Consider the following 19,707-nt stretch of genomic DNA (forward strand, 5'->3'; position numbering starts at 1 on the left):
TCAGGCCATTACCCCCGATAGGCGCGGCGCAGGACATCAAGCGCCTGCCCGACCACCTGATCATCGCCGAGGTTCGCCAGCGCAAGCGCGGCCGAGCCTCCGTTGAATGCCGCCAGAACGGGTGCGCCCAGATAGGGGTGCAGATTGAGCCACAGGTTGAACTGACCGCGCGGCAAGCCCGTTTCCGGGGTGTAGATCCAGGTTGCGTCGTCCCAGAAGACAGCATCAAATCGAAGATAGAGCTTGTCGAGGACACCCATTCCCGAACGCCCGATGGCAGCGAGTTTGCCGGCTGGCAATGGCGGGTCGAAACCAATGGCCCCTGCCTTCAGCACGCCCAGGGGAACGGTAAGGATGACGGCATCGAAGGCCCGAAGGCCTTGCCCTTCGACGTCAAGCGCAACGCCTGCCGCCATGATCCTGACGCGGCTGACCGCACTGGAAAGCGCGACATCGTAATCGCCTTCCAGCGTTTTCAGGAGTGCCGAATAGCCGCTGGCAAAGGCCACATCACCCCCGCCATAGCCATCATTGCCTTCAAGGGCATCGGCATCGACAAGATCCGGGTCTGCCCCGAAAGCGGTCTGCGCTTCGACCTCTTCGAACAGCCAATCGGGTTGGGCCATCGCCCTCACCTTGCGGCCCTGGCCATCGCGCACCACGTGGCTGTCAGACATCCCGAAGCGCTTGAGGCCGATCGCGTCTGCCAGTTCGCCAAGGGGGTTCCCGTCGACCCCATGAATCCAGCTGGCGCCAAGATCGAGCGGAACGCCCAGAGCATGCGAAGTCCGGATGCGCCCTCCAATCCGGTCGCGCGCTTCGAAAATTGTCACTGTGCGGCCCGCTTTCGCCAGCGCCTGCGCGGCAGCCAGTCCGCTGATGCCTGCGCCGATAATGGCAATCCGTTCATGGGAGGTCCGGCCCACCGCCTTCGCCACGATCACGCCGGATTCATAGGCCGCATGAACGGTGCTGCCATAATCGGGATGGCAGGCCTCGCCAGCAAAGAACACTGCTTCGGCGATCGGCTCTGCGAGGGAAAGCCTGTCGCCCGCTTTGGCAGTCTTCGCCGCATAGGAATATGATCCCAGCGAGAGCGGATCCTTGCTCCAGTTGGTCCGCAAGTACCCGGCGAGAGGCTGTCCGATCCCGGCATGGTGTCGCAAGGCCGGGCTGCCGATTGCAAGATGTGCCGAGATTGCGGCCAGCAATGTTCTCCGATCCATCATTGCATCGTCTCTGCCTTGCGCCCATCGGCTGTATCCGAATGGAGCAAAACCGTGATCGGTTCCAGTGGGCGTGCCGGGCGACCGGCATTGACTTGCCCCTTCACGAGCGCAATTCTCGGGGATGACGTTTTTCAGGCCTTTGCTTGTCCTTGTAGCAACCTTCGCGCTGACGGGGTGCGTTCATGCCCGACAAGCCGATTGCCCGTCTCGGGACGATGCCCGGGCCGAGATCGAGCGGGCCATTCATGATTTCTTCGATGCGCTTCGCAAGGAAGATCAGGGGGCCTTCCAGCGGCTCGTCACCGGGTCATTCTACGCGTTTGACGTTGGCAAACGCTTCGATGGGCCAGAGCTTTTCGATGTCATCAAGGACGCTCACGCACAGGGTGTGCAGATCAATTGGTCGCTGGGCGCGATCGATACAGAACTGCAATGCGACGTGGCGTGGTCGGCTTGGGAGAATGTCGGCAGTGTGGGCATCCCGCCCGATCTGGAACCGGTTCGCTGGCTCGAATCCGCTGTCCTGATTCGCGAGAACGGGGACTGGAAGATCGACTTCTTTCATTCCCAGCGCGCAGCCGAGAACTAGGCAACGGACCGGCCTGACGCCCGTTCGTCCGGCTGATCGCCAATGTCATGGCCGCGCTTGTTGCGACCCCTGTTCCTACAAGCCGATCAGGCGATCCGGTGCTCACCTCTGATCCACCGCACCGTGCCAGAAGAAGCGCGCATCACCACGCTTTCGGTGGTCATGTAGACTTCGCCTGTCGGCTTGCGGCGGCGCTTGACCCCGTCGAGCAGCGAGCCTGACGTCACGCCGGTTGCAGCAAAGATGCAATCGCCTTTGGCGAGGTCTTCCAGCTTGTAGATGCGGTCGAGATCGGTGATGCCCCACTTGCGGGCGCGCGACTTTTCGTCGTCGTTGCGGAACACCAGCCGCCCGTTGAACTGCCCGCCGACGCAGCGCAGCGCGGCCGCCGCCAGCACGCCCTCGGGGGCGCCGCCCTGGCCCATGTACATGTCGACCGTGGTATCCTCGTCGGTCACCGCGATCACGCCGGCCACGTCCCCGTCGCCGATCAGCACCACGCCGCAGCCGATGCTGCGCAATTCGGCGATCAGTTCCGCATGACGCGGCCGGTCGAGCACGCAGACGTTGATCTGCGACGGATTGCAGCCCTTGGCCGCGGCGACCGCCATGACATTTTCGGTCGGCGACTTGGCGAGGTCGATGATGCCTTCGGGATAGCCTGGGCCGACCGCGAGCTTGTCCATATAGACGTCCGGCGCATTGAGAAGGCAGCCTTCTTCTGCCGCCGCCAGCACTGCCAGCGCATTGGGCCCTGCCTTGGCGGTGATGGTGGTGCCTTCAAGCGGGTCCAGCGCGATGTCGATCTTCGGGCCTTTGCCCATGCCGACCTTTTCGCCGATGAACAGCATTGGCGCTTCGTCACGTTCGCCCTCGCCGATCACCACGGTGCCGTCCATGTAGAGATTGTCGAACGCCTTGCGCATCGCCGCGACGGCCGCGGCATCGGCCGCCTTTTCATCGCCGCGCCCGATCAGTTCCGCCGCCGCAATCGCTGCCGCTTCGGTGACGCGCACCATTTCCAGCACCAGCACGCGCTGGATCGCGTTTTCGCTCCCGGCTTGCTTGCTTGCAAGGAGGTCGGTATCGGTTGGCGAGTTCATGCGCAATTCAGCCCTTTATCGCTCTGGTGCCTGCTCTCGTAGCGTCCAGACTATTCTTGCCCCGGCGCATAAGCTGATGGAGACGGGTTTGTCGAGCAATGCCACGCGCTTCGTGCCGGGTTTTCGTACCGCCATGTCGGCGCTTGCGCTGATTGCGGCGCCGCTTTTCATGGTGGGTTTTGCAGAACCATTGGCAGCGCAGGATGACAGCGCTGCGACATCAGGCGCGACACCGCCGCCGGCCGAGCCCGCCCAACCGCAGGAACGCCGACCCATCAACATCATGGTCACCGTCCCAAGGGGCGACGTGAATCAGGCACAGGCGCAGGAATGTGAAGACCGCGCCGATGCCGGCACGATCAGCGGCGAGATCGTGGTGTGCCGCCAGATCGGCGATGATGGCACCAATTCACTAAGCGGTAGCCGCGAGGAAGCGCAGAAGCGTTATGCGCAGGAAACCGCCTTCAAGGGCACAGTGCCGCCGCCAGACATGTTCGGCATCGCCGATAACGGCAAGGGCATCGGGCTTGGCGGGGTGCCGCCTCCAGCGGTATTCATCGACGTCGAAGCCCTGCCCAAGGCCCCCTCCGGTTCCGACGCCGACCGGATTGCCCGCGGCCTTCCGCCGCTGAACGAGGACCGCGAACTGTCCGAGGAAGAAGAAAAGGCGCGGCGCGAGGCGATGGGGATCAAGACCACTGTTCCGCCCCGGCCAAAGAAAAAGAAGAAATGAGGCCGGGCGGGTGACGGCCACTGCGTGATCGCTCGCCATGCTGCTTGCGGCATGGCGCCTTCCTGTCGGCGCTGGACCATCACTGTCGAAGCGTTTCCCCTCCTGCTGGCAGGACCCGATGCGGAGCGGGTGGCGCGCGGGCGGCTGCAGCACGAAAATGAAAATGAAAATGAAAATGAAAATGGCATGACGCCGCTGAAACCCGAGCAACGCGCCCGGATCGAAGCGGAACTGGGCCCGCCCGAAACTCGGCAGGCCGATCCCGGCGACGGGTAGCTACGCTAGAGCGGCAAAATCGGCAGCACCAGCGGTTCACCCGTGAGGCTTTCTGATCCTTCGAGCAGTGTCAGCGCGGCGGACACGTTGGCTTCCTGCCCTTCGTGGGTCACCATCGCCACCATCACTTCACCCGCTGCGTTGCCGCGACCTTGCTGGATCAGGCTTTCGATCGACACATTGCCGTCGCGCATCGCGGCGGTGATCTCGGCCAGCACGCCGGGGCGATCCTTGACCATGAAGCGGATATAGGTGCGCTCGGTCCGGTGGCCCGGTTCGGCAGGGGGCAAGGCGGCGAGCTGTGCCACGGGAATCGAGAACGGCGCGCCCACTTCATCGCGGGCAATATCGATCAGGTCTGCCGCGACCGCACTCGCGGTCGGCCCGTCGCCTGCGCCCGCCCCCTGAAACAGCAGGCGTCCGGAAAAATTGCCCTCGGCCACGACCGCATTGGTCGGCCCGTCAACCGCGCTCAAGGGGTGGCCTCTGGCGACAAGGCACGGGCGCACGCGTTGCAGCAGGCGCGGGCCATCTTCGGTGTCCTCGACATCGGCCTCGCCGATCAGGCGGATGACGAACCCCAGCGCATCGGCCTGTGCGATATCGGCAGCGCGCACCTGGGTGATACCGCACACCCGCACGCCGGCAAAATCCACCCGCGTGCCGAAGCCGATGGCAGAAAGGATCGCCAGCTTGTGCGCCGCGTCCACGCCTTCGATGTCGAAGGCTGGATCAGCCTCGGCAAAGCCGCGCGCTTGCGCTTCGGCCAGCACATCGGCGAAATCGGCCCCGGTGCGCTCCATGGTCGAGAGGATATAATTGCAGGTCCCGTTGAGGATGCCGTAGACCTTGGTCAGCGCATTGGCGCTGGTGCCTTCGCGCAGCCCCTTGATCACCGGGATCCCGCCCGCGACCGCCGCTTCGAATTTCAAGGCAACGTTGTTGGCCTCGGCCAGTTCGGCCAGCTCCAGCCCGTGATGCGCGATCATCGCCTTGTTGGCAGTGACCAGAGCCTTGCCTGCCGACAGCGCCGCGCGCGAGAGCGCGAGCGCCGGACCGTCAGACCCGCCGACCAGTTCCACCACCACATCGACATCATCGCGCCGGGCGAGCGCGCTCATGTCGTCTTCCCATGCAAAGCCGCTGATATCGACCCCGCGATTCTTGCTCCGATCGCGCGCGCTTACCGCCACCACCTCGATTCGCCGCCCCGCGCGGGCAGAGATGATCCCCGCATTGGTGGCGAGCAGCCGGATGACCCCGGCGCCGACGGTGCCGAGACCGGCGATGGCGATCCGAAGAGGGGCAGTGCGAAGCGGGGCGGTGGTGGTCAAGCGGGCCTCCAGACGTTGTCGGAGAGCGCGCTTAACCTGCCTCTGCGCGTGGTCAACCCGCCTTGCGGCTTACTCGCCTTTGGTGATGCGCCGTTCGCATGGGCCGAGCGCCTCGATCACGAAGGCATAATCGCTTGCTGCCAGCCGCCGTGGCACAGGGTCACGGGCAAGATTGGCGTTGCTCGGCAGCTGCGGTGGCAGCGCGCAGGCAAGCCGATACCAGCGCAGGGTTTCAGGCGCGGGCGGGCGAGCGGACGAATCGATGATCTCGCCCCACGACACGCCCCATTGCACCCGCTGCCCCGGACGGCGCAGGACCGTGATCGAAACCGGCGAGCGGTCGTCGGTGGCAAGGAATATCTGGGTTTCCGATTCGCCCGCCAGCGTTCCGGGCACGGCAAGTGCATCGCTGATCCCGGTGATGCGCGGCGGCGGATCGGCGGCATAGACCTCGTTCAGCACCGGCCGCAGCTGCGCTTCGAGTGCGGGCGTGTAGGCCAGCTGCGCCGCCGGACTGACCAGCCGCACCTCGCCCGCGCGGCCCGCAACAATATCGGCGAACAGCACCATCTCGCGGTTCTTCAGCTTGGGCACCTTGCCCCTGGCATCAAGCGGCATGTCGACGAGATAGGCGAGGCTCTCACCCACCGCGCTGCGGCCGGCGATCAGGGCAACTGTCTGTGCCTCGATATAGAGGCGGGCGAATCCGGGGGCGAGACCGGGCGCGCGTTCCGGCTTGAGCGCCGTCTGGCGCCGAATCCTTGCACGAATGACAAGGTCGGCGGCATTCGAAAGCGTGGCCAGATCGGCATAGGTCGGCCCATCAGGCGCATCTGGGGCAAACGCCGTAGGGGACTGGGCAAAGGCCGCGGAAGAACCAAGGGTCAACCCGGTCGCCGCGACCCAATGCACCGCCATACGTTTGGAAAAACACCTTAATTTCCAGTTAACCTGTCGCTTCATTGCTGCTTTCACCCGCTGGTTCCTGCGTCGTTTCTAACACCCTCCATTGCACATTGCGCGCAGTGAATCCGCCCTGAACCGATAAAGCGTTTGATTGGGTAGGGCTTGCTCGTTAAAGCCCCGAAAGCTGATCGCACGGGACTGGGGACATTGCCGCGCGGTGGGTATGGTTGTGCATTTGTGCGAATGCCCGCGTATGCGGCTTTGTGGAGTGCGTGCCAGTCGGGGTTGGACGAGGCGATAAGGTGCCATTGCGCGCTCGCGGTCTCAATTCCCGGCATGGGAGGACTGAAATTTACGGGATCTGCCTGCCGGCGTGCTTGGTCGGCGGGCGGTAATTGTGCCGGGCATCTTGTCCGGCCTGAAATTGGAGAGAAAGCGACTGGATGGCCTACGCTGACCAACAACAGAGTGGAAACAGGGTCGTTTCCATCGGCATCGTGGTGGTGATCCATTTGTTGATCGGGTACCTCCTCGTCACCGGCCTTGCTATCAATGCAGTGAAGCAGGTCGTCGAGCGGGTGACTACGGTCGACATCGAGGAACCCCCGCCCCCTGAGGAACCGGACGAGCCGCCGCCAGAGCAACCGGATGTGGCGCCGCCGCCGCCGGTCGCGCCGCCGCCGCCGATCAACATCGCCCCGGCTCCGCCGCCGATACAGACGCAGCCGACGATTCCGCCGCCGTCACCGCCGGCTTTGCGGATTCCGCCGCCTGCGCCGGTCGCGCCACCTGCGCCTCCGCCCGCGCCGTCCAAGGCACGCGGTGCGCGCACCAAGAACGAGCGTAGCTGGGCGTCCCGCATTCAGGAAAACTATCCTGCCCGCGCCCTGCGCGAGGAAATCGAGGGCACCGTCGGCGTGCGCGTCACCGTGACGCCCGACGGCCGCGCCACCGGCTGTTCGGTCACCGCCTCCAGCGGTTCGGATATCCTCGACAAGGCCGCCTGCGCCGGCATGGAACGTTATGCCCGGTTCGAACCGGCGCTTGACGATGCTGGCAACCCGACCAGCGGCGGCTACGCGACGCGGATCACCTATCGTTTGAACTGACGGACCAATCCGGTCACGGCCTTGGTGGAGAAGGCCGCGACCACCAGGACAATTCTTTCAAGAGGACTACTCGCAATGAACCTTATCATTCTCGCCGCGGCTGCCGAGGCACCCGAAAACAAGTTCGGCTTCGTCGAAGCCATGAAGGAAGGCGGCCCGGTTGCCTGGTCGATCCTTGCCGTGATGATCATCATGAGCGTCGGCTCGTTCTACATCCTGTTCACCAAGCTGTTCGAGCAGAACAAGATCATGAAGCAGTACAAGGCCGTGCAGACCAGCTTCTGGCGTGCGGGCAGCCTACGTGAAGGCGCCACCAAGCTTGAAAAGGACAGCGCATGGCGCCAGCTCGCCGATGATGCGGTCAAGGCCCAGGACGAGCATGGCAAGATGACCGACAGCCTCGAATCGCATGATTACATGCATGGGTCGATGCAGCGTTCGGAAGATTCGATCAACGCGGTGCTCTCGGGCGGTCTGCCGTTCCTCGCATCGGTCGGTGCGACCGCGCCGTTCATCGGCCTGCTCGGCACCGTGATCGGGATCTACCGCGCGCTGATCAACATCGGGATCGCCGGTTCGGCATCGATCGACAAGGTCGCGGGCCCCGTCGGTGAAGCACTGATCATGACCGCGATCGGTCTGCTCGTCGCTGTGCCTGCGGTGCTTGCGTTTAACTGGCTGCAGTCGCGCAACCGCCGGATCAGCGAGCTGCTCAACAGCTTCTCGACCGACATTCTCGCCTTCATCAACTCGAACGGTGCGGTGAAGCCAGCCCCGACGACGGCGGCTCCGGCAACGAAGCCGGCCAAGCCCGCCACCACCACCGGCGGCGTCGCGACCGCTCCCAAGTCCTGATCGGAAGGTTCCGGCGGAACCCTGTGCGCCCATAGCGTGCAGGCTCCGCCGGGCCGCCGGTCGGCCTGCCCGCTGCGGCAGGCGCGACGGATGCTTTCAAGTCAAGATTTTTGACACAGGTAGGAATTCACAATGGCGATTTCGACGGGAGGCGGGGCCGATACCCCAATGTCCGACATCAACACCACGCCGCTGGTGGACGTGATGCTGGTGCTCCTGATCATCTTCCTCATCGCGGTTCCGGTGGCGATCCAGACGATCGAGAAGCTGGAAATTCCGGTGTTCGAATCGATCGAATCTAAGGACAAGGCGGAAAACCTGCTGCTTACGATCAGCACCACCGATGCCGACGGTCGCAGCGCAGGGGAACCGGGTTTCACTGGCGCATCGCGACAGGGTGAATGCCGGGTCTACTTCAACAACATCACGCCCGTGACGTCGGAGGAGCTCTACGACCAGGCCTTTACGCGGCTTGATAACATCGTGACCCGTGCAGGTGGCCCGGAAGCCATCATGCGCGAGCCCGATCTTATCCCGCAGGTTCACATCCGCGGCGACGTCAACGCGCCGTGGCGCTGCGTCGCCGGGGCGATCTACAACGTGCAGGCCGCCGGCTATCCGACCGTAGGGTTCATTTCGAACCCGGTCGATCCGAACGGCTGATCCGGCATCACGCGATTTAAGGAGTAACTGACATGGGTATGTCCGGAGGAAAGCTCGACGGCCAACCGATGATCGACATGAACATGACGCCGCTGATCGACGTTTTGCTCGTTCTGCTGATCATGTTCATCATCACCATCCCGGTGGCGACCCACTCGGTCGACATCGATCTGCCGCAGGGCAACCCGCCGCCGCAGGATGTGGTTGTCGATCCGATCAAGAACAAGCTGATCCTGACCGATCAGGACCAGATCCTGTGGAACGGCACCCCGGTGAACGAAGGCCAGCTGATTACGCTGCTGGCCGAAACCACCCGGATGTCGACCGAGCCCGAATTGCAGTTCGAGCCCGAAGCGCTCGCGAGCTATGAAATCTCGGCCCGCGTGCTGCAGGATATCAAGTCCTCGGGCGTGACCAAGTTCGGCTTCGTCGGCAACGAGAAGTACCGCACTTTCGGCAAGTAAGCTTCAGAGGCGCCGCAGGGTACCTCAAGAGTAGTCCAAAGGGGCGTTGCGAGCGATCGCAGCGCCCCTTTCTCGCGGCCCCCGCACAATGTTTCACGTGAAACATTTGCGGAACATTGAGCCAGCGCGACCAATCCGTTGCGCACCGCATACCGGTACGCGTCAGGCAACGTCCTGATTGTGATGATCCTTGCCATGCCGATGCCGGTCAACGTCACTCCGGTCGACCTGCCGGGCAAGCCGAAGCCTCCGGTGCTGCCGGTGCCCGCTGAAAACGCCATCATGATCGATTCCGCCGACCGTTGGTATGGAATGGCGGCGCCGTTTCGGAAGGCCAGTTACGCACACAGGTCGCTGCCGCCAGTGCGCTTGGGCAGCAGCCTGTGCTGCGTTTCGAACCGGATGCTTTCGTCAGCTACGATGCCGCGGCGCGCACCATCGCGTTGATCAAGGAAGAGGGCGCAACCAGCTTCGCCTTTGTCGGCAACGAAAAATACCGCACGCTCGACTGATCGCCCGCTAGTCGTCTTCAGGCAGCGGATCAGGCCGCATCGCTGCGGCGATCAGCCCCTCGGCCTCAAGCAGCAGTTCATCGTCCACCGCGCCTTGTGGCACCGCCTCGCGCCCGATCATCGTCATCACTGGCACCGCCAGCGGCGACACTCGGTCGAGCGTCACATGCACCAGTTCGCGCTCCGAGCGTTCGAGCAAGTCCGCCAACCGGCCGACGTCCGTCATCCGCGCCCGCGCATCGGCCCATGCGGCCTCGATCAACACGTGATCCGGCTCGTATTTCCTGAGCACATCATAGATCAGATCGGTCGAGAAGGTGACCTGCTTGCCGGTCTTGCGCTGCCCCGGATGCTGGCGTTCCACCAGCCCGCTGATCACCGCCACTTCGCGAAAGGCGCGGCGCAGCAGGTGGCTTTCGGTGACCCATTCCACGAATTCCTCGGTGAGGATGTCGGGCGACAGCAGCGGCGCGGGATCGGTGACGGGTTTCAGCCCCCACACCGCAAGGCAATAATCATTGGCGACGAACCCACCCGGCAACAGCCCGCGGCTCTCCATCCGCCGGGTAATAAGCATTCCCAGACTCTGGTTCGCGTTCCACCCTTCAAAGGTATAATAGGCGGTGTAATGCTTGCCCTGATGCGGGAAGCTTTCGGCCAGCAATTCGCCCGGCGCGGGCAGGCGGCTGCGATAATCCTGCATCTCCAGCCATTCGCGCACATCATCGGGGAACCGCCCCCAGCCTGCCCGGTCGGCCAGCAGACCTTGCACACGGGTGGAAAGATGCGTGGTGAGCGGCAGCCGCAGCCCGCCATAGCTCGGGATGGTGGCGCTGTTCTTCGCCGCGCGCACCACCACGTCCATGTCCTTGATGCTTTCAACCTCAAGGCTCATGCCGGCGAAAAAGAACGTGTCTCCGGGAGAAAGCTGCGCGGCAAACCGTTCCTCCACCTTGCCGAGGCTGCGCCCGTTCCTGAAGCGCACGGTGAGCATTTCGGAATCGACGATGATCCCGGCGTTCATCCGGTGGCGCTGCGCCTGATTGGGGTGGGCGAGCCGCCAAACACCCGCCTTGTCCCGCACAATCCGCTGAAACCGGTCATAGGCCTTGAGCGCATAACCGCCATTCGACACGAAGTTCAGAACGCGGGCAAAGGTTGCTTCATCCACCCAACTATAGGCAAGGCTGCTGCGCACCTCGGCCAGCAGCGAATCCTCGTGGAACGGCCCGGCGCAGGCGCAGGCCATCACGTGCTGGGCGAGCACATCGAGGCTGCCGGGACGAAACGCCTCGCCATCGCGCTGGCCTTGATCGACCGCCTGCTTGGCGGCAATGGCCTCAAGGAATTCAAAGCGGTTGCCGGGCACCAGCACCGCGCGGCTGGGGGTGTCCAGCCGGTGCCCTGCGCGCCCGATCCGTTGAAGCAGGCGTGATGATCCCTTGGGCGCGCCCATCTGCACCACCAGATCAACATCCCCCCAGTCCACCCCCAGATCGAGGCTGGCGGTGCATACCAGCGCGCGCAGTTCCCCCCGCGCCATCGCCTCTTCGACCTTGCGGCGGGCTTCGGTCGAAAGGCTGCCGTGGTGGATGCCGATGGGCAGATGATCGGCGTTTTCCTCCCACAGGCACTGGAAAATGAATTCGGCGAGAAAGCGCGTGTTGGTGAAAATCAGCGTGGTGCGGTTGGCCTTGATGGCCTGGTAGAGCTGCGGCACCGCCCAGCGTCCGGCATGCCCACCCCACGGCACGCGTTCTTCGACGGGGAGCAGGATTTCAACCTCCGGGTCGGCTCCCGGCTCGCCCAGCACCAGATCGGCAGCGGTAATTTCGCCAGTCTTGCCTGCGCCTTGCGGGGCGAGCCATTCCTGGAAACCGCGAGAGTTGGCCAGTGTCGCGGACAGCGCGACCCGTTGCGCGGTTGGTGCAATGGCATGCAGCCGCGCAAGGCTCAGCGTCAGCAGGTCGCCGCGCTTGTCGGTGGCGAAGGCGTGAACCTCGTCGATGACGATCCGCCGCAGCCCCGCGAACAGCTCAGCGCTTTCGGGATAGGACAGCAGCAGAGATAGCGATTCGGGTGTGGTCAGCAGGATGTGCGGGGGCTGTTCGCGCTGGCGCTTCTTGCGGTTCGACGGCGTATCGCCGCTGCGCGTCTCGACGCGGATGGGCAGGCCGATCTCGTCAATGGGCGCGATCAGGTTCCGCTTCACGTCCTGCGCCAGCGCCTTCAAGGGCGAGACATAAAGCGTGTGCAAACCCTCTGGCGGGAGCGATCCGGCGGACGGCACGAAGGCGCACAGCGTCGGCAGAAATCCCGCCAACGTCTTGCCCGCCCCAGTGTCCGCCACCAATAATGCATCGCGGCCTAAGCTGGCCTTTTCGAGCATGTCGCGCTGATGCTGCCGCAAACGCCAGCCGCGCGCAGCAAACCACGCAGCAACTTCTGGCGGGAGGGCGGCGTCATCGGCGGTCACACCTCGCGGTGTGGCCGCTCGCCTTGGCGCGGGCAAGCGCCGATCAGTAAACTTCACTCACGTCCGGTGCCGGATCGAAAACGCTGTCTTCAAGCTCATCCATTGGGATGCCTAGCACCTCTGCCAGCCGTGCGCGTTCTGCCGTAGTCAGGTCGGCCCACGATTTTTCGGGTGGCAGCGCAGCCATCTTCGCTTCCAGCTTGGCGGTAATGTCGCCCATGCTGGCCAGCATCGCAGGCAGCGCCTGCATGCTGGCGCCCATGACCTGCGGATCTGCCATCAGCTTCATGCTCTCGCTGGCATAAAGCCCGCCGGTGGGTGTTGCGAAGAATGCGCCGATATCGGCCAACTGGGCCGCATCGAAGCGCGCGGCATAGGCTTTGGTCAGCCCCTCGCGGAACAGCGGTTCGATGGTTACTGCAGCCTCGGCCATGACACCGCGCATCATCTCGTTCATCACGTCTCCGCGCTGGACAAAGCCGGGATCCAGCAGGGTCGCCAGCTCGATCCGCTGTTCGGTCGGGAGCTGATCCAGCACTTCCGGATCGACGCCAAGCCGCGATTGCAGCACCAGCAATGCCCCGCCTTCGCCTCCGAACATCCCCATCATGGGGGCGAGCATGCCGTCCATCATCTCGCCCATCATGGCGGCATAAAAGCCTTCGGGAAGCATGGTCGCGGTCAGGGCACCAGCCGCAGGAAGGCGCGCTTCCTGTTCGGGCGTAAGCGGCTCGGCCTGGAATATCTGCGCGACCATATCCATCACTTCGGTCATCTGCGCGGCATTGGTGGCTGCGGGGTCCTGCGCAGCAAGCGGCTGCGGCACCAGCGCCAGCGCGGCCAGCCCGCTGACAGCGGCAATAATCCGGCGTCGTATCATTGTGATCCTCCCTTGGGTTTCAGGCCCTTAATGCCCCACGCTTTGCCCGCGTTCCAGCCCTGATAATGCAAGCTGCGCGTCGATCTGGGCGAGCAGCCGATCGAGCCCTTCCTCGCTCTCGCTTTCGGCGCGGGCTACCAGCACGTCCTGCGTGTTCGAGGCGCGCAACAGCCACCAGCCATCGGCGGTGTTCACGCGCACGCCATCGGTGGCATTGACGCTTTCGACCTCGGCACCGGGATTGGTGGTAAGTCGCGCGGCGATTTCGGCCATCGCCGCGAACTTGCGCGCCTCATCGACCTGAAAGCGCATTTCGGGCGTGTTGAGCATCGGCGGGATCGCAGCCCGCAACTCGGTCACTGACTTGCCCAGTCGCGCCGCCGCCGCCAGCAGCCGGACACCTGCATAAAGCGCATCGTCGAAGCCATAATAATCATCGGCAAAGAACACGTGCCCGCTCATCTCGCCGGCCAGAGGGGCGCCGGTTTCCTTCATTTTGGACTTGATAAGCGAATGGCCGGTCTTCCACATCAGCGGCTCACCGCCCAGTTCCGCGACCCGGTCGAACAGCGCGCGGCTGGCCTTCACATCGGCGATAATCGTCGCATTAGGGCGGGTTTTGAGCAGATCCTCGGCATAGATCATCAGCAACTGATCGCCCCAGATCACCCTTCCGGTGCCGTCTATCGCTCCGATCCGGTCGCCATCCCCGTCAAAAGCCACTCCGAAATCGAGGTTCTTTGCGGCGACGAGCGCCCGCAGATCAGCCAGATTGGCCTCGACAGTCGGATCAGGATGGTGGTTGGGAAAATGTCCGTCAACTTCGGTAAACAGCAGGTGATGTTCCCCGGGCAGCCGGGCGGCGAGCGCTTCGAGAGCGGGGCCGGCAGAGCCGTTTCCGGCATCCCAGCCAACCCGCAGGGTTTCGAGCCTGGCGGGATCGATTCCGGCCAATCCCTCGAGCAGGCGCTCGACATACTCGCCCATGATATCGCGCGTGGTGACTTCGCCCATGCCGCTGGCGAACGCCCCGTCTGCTGCCAGTTTCCCGAGCTTCTGGATATCGGCGCCGAAGAACGGCCGGCCGAGAAATACCATCTTGAAGCCGTTGTAATTGGGGGGATTGTGGCTGCCAGTTATCTGAATGCCGCCATCCACGTCTTCGGCTGACGCCTCGGCATAATACAGCATCGGGGTCGCGCTGAGGCCGATCTGCACGACATCGCAGCCGCTGCCAGTCAGCCCTTCGACCAGCGCATGTTCAAGCATCGGCGAGCTGACCCGCCCGTCATAACCCACCGCCACGGTCTTTCCGCCCGCCTCGCGCAGCAGCGTGCCGAACGCACGGCCGATCGCGCGCGCATCATCGGCACCCAACGTTTCGCCAATGATCCCGCGAATGTCGTATTCGCGCAGAACGGTAGGGTGGAACTGGTGTTGCATGAGAGGCAGCTTCCTTTGTCTTGCGATGCCGTTGTGGCCTGCGACTGGGCCGCAAATGTGTCAATCCTGGGATGACCTCAGGTTGGCTTAGCGTCCGTCTCCTGCGCCCGGGGCCGGCAGTTCGGCGAGCAAGAGATCGCGCGCGGCGTTGGCTTCCTGCATCGCCGGCGTGGTCCCGCCGCGGTCGGGATGAACCAGTGCGACCAGCCGCCGGTGCGCGGCAATCACTTCCTCGCGGCTCGCGCCGGCTTCGACCCCGAGCAGGCTGCGGGCCCGCCTCAGCGCCGATATGCGGGTCGAGGGGCCGCGCAGGTAATCCCATGGCCATTTGCCCAGCGCCCAGCGGCATGCGAGGCACACGGCAGCCGCCAGAACGACATAGCGCAACATCCGGTCAGGCCAGTTCGAGCGCGTTCTGGGGGCGCGCGAATTCGGGCAGGTTCAGCGCCTTGACCAGGCTGCGCAATTCCTGCCGCGCGATCAGATGGCTGGTGCCCAGCTCACCCAGATGCCCCTTGTCGAGCAGGGTCAGGCCCGACGGGAAGAGTTCGCGATAGATCACGCGTTCCGATAGCCCCTGCGTCACCCGGAAACCCACCCGTCTGGCCATTTCGGTCAACGCCTTTTGCAGACGCACCATGTTGCGCGCCTCGACATGGCCGGTGCGGTTGCGCACCACGATCCAGTCCATTTCCGGGCGTTGCTGTTCGATCGTCATGCGGCTGCGCTTCATCCGCGCTTCCCAGATCAGTTCGGCAAAAAAGGACAATTTGTTCACCTTGAAGGTCTCGGCATCGACCTGCCCGATGAGGTCGAAATCGACGAAGCTGTCGTTCATCGGCGTGACCAGCGTATCCGCGTTCTCCACTGCGATGCGAGCGAAGGGATCATCGCGTCCGGGATTGTCGATGATGAGGAAATCGCAGGTCGCCTCCAGCCGGCTGATCGCCGCGAGCAGTTCTTCGGGGGTTTCCCCGCGGAACACCTCGCAATCGGGGGTTGGCAGGGTCAGGCGGCGCTTTTCCAGCGTCGCCAGGCGGTTTTCAATATAGCGATGCATGGTGCGCTGGCGCGGATCGAGATCGATCGATGCCACCCGCGCGCCCAGATAGGCCAGCGCCACCGCGACATGGACGGCAGTGGTCGATTTGCCGGTGCCGCCCTTTTCATTGGCGAAGACGATGCGGTGGGCCTTGCCGGGAATCCGCCGTGCGGGGGCAGTGCTGGCCATAATCAACGAAAACCTCTTGTTCTTGCGCCGCGGCGTCCCGCCCCCGCTTTGAAAAGCAGAGCGGCGCGGCTAGGGATGCCGCCGGTTCTATCGGCAGGGGAAGGCCCGTGCAAATTGCGACAACGCGTGATGTGTTGAGAAATGCGCTTGATGTGCTGCGCCAGCAAGGCGCGGGGCGAATCGCGCTGGTGCCGACGATGGGCGCGCTGCATGAAGGCCACCTGACACTGGTGCGCCGCGCGCGGACGGCGGCCGATCACGTGGTCGCCTCGATCTTCGTCAACCCGAAACAGTTCGGCGCGAACGAGGATCTGGATGCCTATCCGCGCCAGCTGGCGGCGGACGCGGCGATGCTGGAGGGTGAGGGCTGCGCCTTGCTATGGGCGCCGCAGGTGGAGGAAATCTATCCGGCGGGCTTTGCCACCAATGTCAGTGTGGCAGGCGTGAGCGAAGGCCTTTGCGGCGCGGCGCGGCCCGGCCATTTCGACGGGGTGGCAACCGTGGTGTTGAAGCTGTTCAACCAGGTCCAGCCCGACATGGCGTTTTTCGGCGAGAAGGATTTCCAGCAGCTCGCCGTGATCCGGACGATGGCGCGCGATCTCGACCTTACCCGCCCGCATGTCGGCGCAATCATCGGCGTGCCGACCATGCGCGAAGTGGACGGTGTGGCCATGTCGAGCCGCAATCGCTACCTTTCGCCAGCGCAGCGTGGATCGGCGGCAGCGCTTCCGGCTGCGATGCAGGCGGCGATCGCCGCGATCGAGAACGGTTCCGATGTCGTGCTATCGCTGGAGCGGCTGGAGGCAGCGCTCATCGCCGCAGGCTTTGACAGTATCGATTATGCTGTGCTGGCCGATGCCGTCTCTTTGGCCCCGCTCAAGGCACTGGGCGATACACCTGCGCGCCTGCTCGTGGCCGCACGGATCGGCGGGACACGGCTGATCGACAACATGCCGGCGGAGCCTCGCAGCGCCTGATTGGCCAAAACGGCGTTGACGCACGCCCTTGCCTGATGGCATTGGCGCAAGCGAGCGGGCGGGTATAGCTTAGTGGTAAAGCTCCAGCCTTCCAAGCTGGCTATGCGGGTTCGATTCCCGCTACCCGCTCCACAATCCTCCAGAATCCCCCAAAAGCCGCAGAAACCGACATTCCGGCACGCAGTCATGGGTTCGGGACGCCGCGTCTCCGGTGACAGAGTGGTTTTGCCGGCCGATTTCGATCCCTTGCCATCGGCTGGGGGGCGGGAAAACCGGTGTGGCTTTTCCGAGGGTTCTCATCCACGCGCTGACGGCTGGGCGGCTGCGGCAGTATTCCTGCTTGAGCTTTTGTGGTTCTTGGCCGAACATCAAGCTTGGCGATGGGGTCTGGGGCACTTGAGCAATCTGGGTGGATCGATGAGAAAGACGCGAAACGTGCGCCTGGCGGTGCTTTTGCTTTCCCTGTCCGTGCTGCTTGCGCCGCTCGGCGCCAGGGCTGATTCACAGGGGATCGCCGTGCCGACTGGAGAGACCGGGTTGTTGCCGGTTCGCACCGATGCCGCCGAGGGGCGCATCCTGCTGACACTGCCGCGCCCGGCCGAGGACGGCGTGGCGCTGCGCCTGCTTTACAGCACCGCTCTCAAGACCGGGCTCGGCTCGGCGCCGCTGACGCTTGATCGCGGTCGCACCGGCAACACCCAGCTGCTTGCATTCCGGCGGATCGGCGGCAAGGTTGCGGTGCAGTTCGAAAACCCCCGTTTCCGGGCGAGCGCCGGCGGTCCCGACCGGCAAAAGGCGGTGGCCAGCGATTTCGGAACCTCTACGGTCTGGCTGACCAATATCGCCGAAACGCTGAGCGATGGCCGGCTGGTGATCGACATCGCGCCTTTCCTCGTGCTGGATGCGCTGGGCATTGCTGGTTCGCTTAACCAGGATCAGGACCCGTTCGGCATCGGTTCGGCGACGGCGATCGGTGGCAAGGGGTTCAAGCTGGAGGAAAAGCTCAGCCTTGCTGATCCAGCCTCGGTCAGGGTGTTTCCCGACAATCTTGAGGTGGACGCGGTCCAGACCTATGTCTCCGACAGGCCGGGCGCCGAGGTCGAGAACATTGTTCCTGATCCCGGCAAGATCACCTTCATCGTTCACCACAGCTTTGTGCGCCTGCCCGAGCCGGGCTTTGTTCCGCGCCGTTTCGATCCGCGGCTGGGCGGTATTGCGACTCAGGCGGTGGATTTCTCCGCGCCGATGGGCGCGCCGGTCGTCTATGACATGGCCAACCGCTTCCGGTTGGAAAAGGTCGATCCGACCGCGCTCCGTTCGCTGGTGAAGAAGCCGATTGTCTTCCATCTCGATCGTAACACGCCCGAGGCAATCCGTCCGGCACTGCTGGAAGGAATCGGCTGGTGGGCCGACGCCTTCGACGCGGCCGGCTTTATCGATGCCTTCCGCGTTGAAATGCTGCCCGAAGGGGCCGATCCGCTCGATGTGCGCTACAATATGGTCAATTGGGTCGACCGTGCCACACGCGGCTGGGCCTATGGCCAGCAGATTGTCGATCCGCGCACCGGGGAGATCGTCAAGGGCATGGTGGTGCTGGGCTCATTGCGGGCGCGGCAGGACATCCAGATCTTTCAAGCGCTGGTCGGTGCCTCAGAGCTGAACAGTGGCGGGCCCAATGATCCGGTAAAGGTCGCACTCGACCGGTTGGCCCAGCTCGGCGCACACGAGGTTGGCCATACGCTGGGCTTCGCCCATAATTTTGCCGCCAGCACGCAAGACCGCGCCTCGGTGATGGATTATCCGCCGCCGCGCATCGGGTTGACCGATGGCAAGCCCGACCTGTCCGATGCTTATGCCAAGGGGATCGGGGACTGGGACACCGCGACCGTGCGCTGGCTCTATGCCGGGGCGGACGAGCGCGAAACAGCCGAAGCGGCGACACGCTTCCGCTATGTGAAGGACGACAACGCCCGCGCGCCTGACGCTGCCTATGCCTGGGGCGGGTTGTGGGACGATGGCGCCGATCCGGTTGCCGAGCTGGGTCGGCTGATGGCGGTGCGCGGTGCCGCGCTATCCCGCTTTGGCCTTGGTGCGCTGACCCCCGGCGAACCGGTGTCGAACCTGCGCCGCCGGTTCGTTCCGCTATGGCTCTTGCACCGCTATCAGCTGGTGGCAGCGGCCAAGCAGATCGGCGGGCTCGATTTTGTCTATGCGGTCAATGGCGGCGGGCGCGAGACGGCCAAGCCGGTTGCTCCGCAAGCGCAGCGGGCGGCGCTGGATGCGGCGCTGGCGACGCTGCGGCCCGAGGCCTTGCGCGTGCCGCCCGCCTTGGTGCCGCTGCTTTCGGCCGCGCAAAACGGCAGCACTGATCGCCAGTATGAAACTGAAATATTCGCCACTGCTGGCGGCCCGGTGTTCGATCCGCTGGTTGCCGCCGATGCCGCGGCGCAGCTGACCGTGCAGACGCTGCTCGCCCCGCGCAGGCTGGCGCGGCTGGTGCTGCAAGGCGACAGCAATCCTGCCGCGCTGGGTGTGACCGAACTGTTGGACCGGCTGACCGACATGGTGCTGGCCTCGACCGGGGACGACCTTGGGCGCCGCATCGCCTACCGCACGTTGTCCACCATGGCGCAGGTCGCGCACCGGCCCGACACCACGCCGGAGGTGGCCGCCGCGCTCGACCAGAAGCTCAACGACGTTGGCAATGCGCTGGCGCGGGGCAAGGCCGGCGGGGCCGAACGCGCCTGGGCGCTTGCCCTGTCGCGGCGGCTGCGCGATCCCGATCAGCGAGCCCAGCTTGCGGCCAGCCTGCCGCGCATGGCCCGTGTGCCGCCGGGCGATCCGATCGGCGAGGATAACTGGATGGACCTGTCCAGTCTCCTGACGGTCAGCGAATGAGCGCTGGCATAGGCCCGGCACGAACAGGG

At 64.3% G+C, this 19,707-nt stretch carries 19 protein-coding genes and 1 tRNA gene; 11 read left to right on the forward strand and 9 right to left on the reverse strand.

The features are described 5' to 3' along the window. Nucleotides 1-8 precede the first annotated feature (8 nt). Complete coding sequence (locus tag BUA05_RS15040; protein WP_084662667.1) at nucleotides 9-1,229, reverse strand: flavin monoamine oxidase family protein; 1,221 nt, start codon at nucleotides 1,227-1,229, stop codon at nucleotides 9-11. A gap of 139 nt (nucleotides 1,230-1,368) precedes the next feature. Here BUA05_RS15040 and BUA05_RS12225 point away from each other — a divergent pair, with 139 nt between their 5' ends. Beyond that, on the forward strand, nucleotides 1,369-1,818 hold the full coding sequence (locus BUA05_RS12225) for a hypothetical protein (protein WP_143736637.1): 450 nt from the start codon (nucleotides 1,369-1,371) through the stop codon (nucleotides 1,816-1,818). An 86-nt stretch (nucleotides 1,819-1,904) separates the two neighbouring features. Here BUA05_RS12225 and glpX read toward each other — a convergent pair whose 3' ends face one another. Next, entirely contained in the window at nucleotides 1,905-2,921 is a 1,017-nt protein-coding gene (gene glpX / locus BUA05_RS12230; protein WP_072675307.1) for a class II fructose-bisphosphatase, read from the reverse strand. On the opposite strand from glpX, the gene BUA05_RS12235 reads away from it, so the two are divergent. After that, nucleotides 2,920-3,654 carry a hypothetical protein gene (locus BUA05_RS12235; RefSeq protein ID WP_143736638.1) on the forward strand — a complete coding sequence of 245 codons (735 nt, stop codon included), beginning with the start codon at nucleotides 2,920-2,922 and terminating at the stop codon, nucleotides 3,652-3,654. The genes glpX and BUA05_RS12235 overlap by 2 nt on opposite strands. A 51-nt stretch (nucleotides 3,655-3,705) precedes the next feature. Beyond that, the gene (locus BUA05_RS12240; RefSeq protein ID WP_072675309.1) at nucleotides 3,706-3,930 is read left to right on the forward strand and encodes a hypothetical protein; all 225 of its coding nucleotides are present in this window, start codon (nucleotides 3,706-3,708) and stop codon (nucleotides 3,928-3,930) included. A 5-nt stretch (nucleotides 3,931-3,935) separates the two neighbouring features. On the opposite strand, the gene BUA05_RS12245 is transcribed toward BUA05_RS12240, so the two are convergent. Next, nucleotides 3,936-5,264: a homoserine dehydrogenase gene (locus BUA05_RS12245; RefSeq protein ID WP_072675310.1), complete on the reverse strand. Its 1,329-nt coding sequence runs from the start codon at nucleotides 5,262-5,264 to the stop codon at nucleotides 3,936-3,938. Nucleotides 5,265-5,333: 69 nt separating this feature from the next. Continuing rightward, nucleotides 5,334-6,182 (reverse strand): hypothetical protein, encoded by an 849-nt coding sequence (locus BUA05_RS12250; protein ID WP_072675311.1) that lies wholly within the window; start codon nucleotides 6,180-6,182, stop codon nucleotides 5,334-5,336. Between the two features lie 431 nt (nucleotides 6,183-6,613). Between BUA05_RS12250 and BUA05_RS12255 the strand changes: the two genes are divergently transcribed. The 5 genes from BUA05_RS12255 to BUA05_RS15045 all read left to right on the forward strand — a co-directional run bounded on the left by BUA05_RS12255 (nucleotide 6,614) and on the right by BUA05_RS15045 (nucleotide 9,773). Next, complete coding sequence (locus BUA05_RS12255) at nucleotides 6,614-7,279, forward strand: energy transducer TonB (protein WP_072675312.1); 666 nt, start codon at nucleotides 6,614-6,616, stop codon at nucleotides 7,277-7,279. Nucleotides 7,280-7,354: 75 nt separating this feature from the next. Then, complete coding sequence (locus BUA05_RS12260) at nucleotides 7,355-8,134, forward strand: MotA/TolQ/ExbB proton channel family protein (protein WP_072675313.1); 780 nt, start codon at nucleotides 7,355-7,357, stop codon at nucleotides 8,132-8,134. A 132-nt stretch (nucleotides 8,135-8,266) separates the two neighbouring features. Continuing rightward, the gene (locus tag BUA05_RS12265) at nucleotides 8,267-8,797 is read left to right on the forward strand and encodes an ExbD/TolR family protein (protein ID WP_178139185.1); all 531 of its coding nucleotides are present in this window, start codon (nucleotides 8,267-8,269) and stop codon (nucleotides 8,795-8,797) included. 32 nt (nucleotides 8,798-8,829) lie between these two features. Beyond that, nucleotides 8,830-9,261, forward strand: coding sequence for an ExbD/TolR family protein (locus BUA05_RS12270; RefSeq protein WP_072675315.1), 432 nt, complete (start codon nucleotides 8,830-8,832; stop codon nucleotides 9,259-9,261). A gap of 383 nt (nucleotides 9,262-9,644) precedes the next feature. After that, nucleotides 9,645-9,773 (forward strand): hypothetical protein, encoded by a 129-nt coding sequence (locus tag BUA05_RS15045; protein ID WP_281247024.1) that lies wholly within the window; start codon nucleotides 9,645-9,647, stop codon nucleotides 9,771-9,773. Between the two features lie 7 nt (nucleotides 9,774-9,780). On the opposite strand, the gene BUA05_RS12280 is transcribed toward BUA05_RS15045, so the two are convergent. The 5 genes from BUA05_RS12280 to BUA05_RS12300 form a co-directional block, all read right to left on the reverse strand. Beyond that, nucleotides 9,781-12,249 carry a ligase-associated DNA damage response DEXH box helicase gene (locus BUA05_RS12280; protein ID WP_072675317.1) on the reverse strand — a complete coding sequence of 823 codons (2,469 nt, stop codon included), beginning with the start codon at nucleotides 12,247-12,249 and terminating at the stop codon, nucleotides 9,781-9,783. A 43-nt stretch (nucleotides 12,250-12,292) separates the two neighbouring features. Beyond that, nucleotides 12,293-13,129 (reverse strand): DUF2059 domain-containing protein, encoded by an 837-nt coding sequence (locus BUA05_RS12285; protein WP_072675318.1) that lies wholly within the window; start codon nucleotides 13,127-13,129, stop codon nucleotides 12,293-12,295. Nucleotides 13,130-13,156: 27 nt separating this feature from the next. Further along, a complete protein-coding gene (pgmG, locus tag BUA05_RS12290; RefSeq protein WP_072675319.1) occupies nucleotides 13,157-14,572 on the reverse strand; it encodes a phosphoglucomutase/phosphomannomutase PgmG in 1,416 nt (471 codons plus the stop codon). A gap of 87 nt (nucleotides 14,573-14,659) precedes the next feature. Next, entirely contained in the window at nucleotides 14,660-14,962 is a 303-nt protein-coding gene (locus BUA05_RS12295) for a J domain-containing protein (RefSeq protein WP_072675320.1), read from the reverse strand. Nucleotides 14,963-14,966: 4 nt separating this feature from the next. After that, nucleotides 14,967-15,803: a division plane positioning ATPase MipZ gene (locus BUA05_RS12300; protein WP_072675321.1), complete on the reverse strand. Its 837-nt coding sequence runs from the start codon at nucleotides 15,801-15,803 to the stop codon at nucleotides 14,967-14,969. A gap of 107 nt (nucleotides 15,804-15,910) precedes the next feature. On the opposite strand from BUA05_RS12300, the gene panC reads away from it, so the two are divergent. From panC to BUA05_RS12315, 3 genes are all read left to right on the forward strand, one after another. After that, the gene (gene panC / locus BUA05_RS12305) at nucleotides 15,911-16,780 is read left to right on the forward strand and encodes a pantoate--beta-alanine ligase (protein WP_072675322.1); all 870 of its coding nucleotides are present in this window, start codon (nucleotides 15,911-15,913) and stop codon (nucleotides 16,778-16,780) included. A 58-nt stretch (nucleotides 16,781-16,838) separates the two neighbouring features. Next, nucleotides 16,839-16,912: transfer RNA gene (locus tag BUA05_RS12310), tRNA-Gly, on the forward strand. Nucleotides 16,913-17,197: 285 nt separating this feature from the next. Further along, nucleotides 17,198-19,678 (forward strand): zinc-dependent metalloprotease, encoded by a 2,481-nt coding sequence (locus tag BUA05_RS12315; RefSeq protein WP_072675323.1) that lies wholly within the window; start codon nucleotides 17,198-17,200, stop codon nucleotides 19,676-19,678. Nucleotides 19,679-19,707 lie beyond the last annotated feature (29 nt).

This window comes from Erythrobacter sanguineus, assembly GCF_900143235.1.
In the GTDB taxonomy this organism is placed as follows: domain Bacteria; phylum Pseudomonadota; class Alphaproteobacteria; order Sphingomonadales; family Sphingomonadaceae; genus Erythrobacter; species Erythrobacter sanguineus.